3 protein-coding genes and 1 pseudogene are annotated in these 2,199 nt (G+C 62.1%); all 4 read left to right on the top strand.

All coding sequences use genetic code 11. The features are described from left to right. Positions 1–556: pseudogene (locus tag EO136_RS13605) on the top strand (manganese catalase family protein); the annotation flags it as partial. Positions 557–567: 11 nt separating this feature from the next. Continuing rightward, entirely contained in the window at positions 568–891 is a 324-nt protein-coding gene (locus tag EO136_RS13600) for a hypothetical protein (RefSeq protein ID WP_127144947.1), read from the top strand. 19 nt (positions 892–910) lie between these two features. Next, positions 911–1,219 carry a hypothetical protein gene (locus tag EO136_RS13595; protein WP_246018378.1) on the top strand — a complete coding sequence of 103 codons (309 nt, stop codon included), beginning with the start codon at positions 911–913 and terminating at the stop codon, positions 1,217–1,219. After that, on the top strand, positions 1,216–2,199 hold a 984-nt coding region (locus tag EO136_RS13590), incomplete at its 3' end, for a relaxase/mobilization nuclease domain-containing protein (protein ID WP_127144945.1). The genes EO136_RS13595 and EO136_RS13590, both read left to right, overlap by 4 nt.

Raw genomic sequence — 2,199 nt, 5'->3', positions numbered from 1 at the left:
GCATGCAGGAGGAGGCGTCCCGGGACACGATCGGTGGCTCGGTACTCAACGGGATGAATCTGCCCACATCCTCTTCACAGGCCTCGCCGCACTCCCCGAGAACGCCAACGGCGTGCCCTTCGACGCGTCCCACGCCTATGCGACGGGCAATATCGGCGCTGACATGAGCGCCAATGTCACCGCCGAATCCGGCGGCGCGTGCTGGCGGTCCGGCTGTACAACATGACCGACGACCCCGGCATGAAGGACATGCTGGCCTATTTGATCGCGCGTGCACCAGAACCAGTGGCTGGCCGTGATCGAGGAGTTGGGCGGCAACCAGGAGGTGTTTCCCGTTCCCAACAGCTTCCCGCAGGACGAGGAGGCACGCGAGTTCTCCTACAGCTATATGGGCTTTCAGGCTGATGGCAGTCAGCCTGCGTCGGGCCGCTGGTCCGAGGGCACCTCAATCGATGGCAACGATACCTTCACCAGCCAGCCCATGCAGCCGATGGGTGAAGAACCGAACCTTGGCCGGGCGCGCGAGAAATCCGGCGCCCAGGCCGAACAGATGTAGGGGGCAAGACGATGCTTCGCCGTCATCTGGTTTCCGGCGCAGGCGCCGCACCACCTGGCGGGACATTGTCCCGCCAGAGCTCGGCCGCGCCTTCGCTAACGCTCACGACCCTCCCCTATGTGTGCAATCTGCGCGCCAATTGCTCTGACCAGGACATCGCCGGGCTCGCACCCCACAAGGCGCTGGAAGTGAAGGTCGATTATGGCCGGGCCTACGATCCGGGCTCGGTGGCGGTGCTGCGCGGCGGCAATGTGCCGGGCTATCTCCAGCGTCACACCGGCCAGCATATCGCCGCGCAGATCTCCGCCGCCATTCTCGATACGCCTGACTCATGATGAGCGTGCAAGACTGGATGTGCTGCGGGGCAACAAATCCTTAAGCGCCTATATCCGGGAACGGCTTTTCGGGGATCATGCCGCGCCGCGCAAGCGGACGGGTAACAGCCCCGTCCAGGATGCCGAAGCTCTGGGCCGGGTCCTTGGGGCGTTGGGGCAATCTCGGCTGTCATCAAACCTCAATCAGCTTGCCAAAGCCGTCAACACGGGTTCCCTGCCGGTGACGCCGGAAACCGAATCCGATCTGGCAGAAGCCTGCCGGAGTGTCGCCGCCATGCGTGCTGATCTGTTGCGTGCGCTCGGCAAATCTCCTGGGGACGGGCCATGATCCTGAAAGCGAAAGAGCGCGGCGACGCTCCCCAGCTTGCCCGCTATCTCATGTCCATGCGCGATAACGAGCACGTTGAGTTGCATGATCTGCGTGGGTTCGTCAGCGACGATCTTTCCAGCGCTTTCAGCGAAGCCGATGCCATCGCCAAGGGGACACGCTGCAAGAACTATCTGTTCTCGATGAGCCTCAATCCACCGGCGACTGAAAGGGTCCGCACCGAAGATTTCGAACTGGCGATTGCCCGGATCGAGGAAAAACTCGGTCTGGAAGCACAGCCACGCGCCGTTGTCTTTCATGAGAAGGACGGACGGCGACATGCCCATGTTGTGTGGTCGCGGATCGATAGCGAGCGCATGCGCGCGCTCAACATGGCGCATTACAAAATGAGGTTGCGTGATGTCTCGCGCGAACTCTTCATGGAACATGGCTGGGACATGCCGCGCGGTTTGCAGGAGCGGTCCTTGCGCGATCCGCTGAATTTCTCACAAGAGGAATGGCAGCAAGCGCGGCGAACCGGCATCGATCCCCGTGAAATCAAATCCGTCTTGCAGCAATGCTGGCAGCGCTCGGACAACCGGGCGTCGTTTGAACGGGCGCTGAAAGAGCGCGGCTTTTGGCTCGCCAGGGGCGACCGGCGCGGGCTCGTCGCCATCGACTATCGTGGGGAGGTCTACTCGCTCTCGCGCTATGCCGGGGTGAAGGTCAAGGAACTGGAAGCGCGAATTGGCGATCCGGCGCGGCTGCGATCGGTCGATAAGACCAAGGCCGAGATTGCGGCAGGAATGAGCGACAAGCTCGAAGCCTTCATTGCGGATGCGGAGCGCGAGGCAAGGCAGCGCCATGACGAGTTGGCATCGCGCAAAGCTGAAATGGCCACGCGCCACCGTGATGAACGGGAAAAACTAAGCGCCGATGATGGTGTCCCTGGAGGTGGTGTAGGTTCTGAGGAGAGTGGTCACCGGCGGTTTTCCGGTAAT

Origin of the sequence: Pelagibacterium montanilacus, assembly GCF_003992665.1 — a bacterium.
GTDB classification, from domain to species: Bacteria; Pseudomonadota; Alphaproteobacteria; order Rhizobiales; family Devosiaceae; genus Pelagibacterium; species Pelagibacterium montanilacus.
Note: the sequence above shows the minus strand (reverse complement) of the source record. Positions and strands in the feature narration are given on the sequence as shown.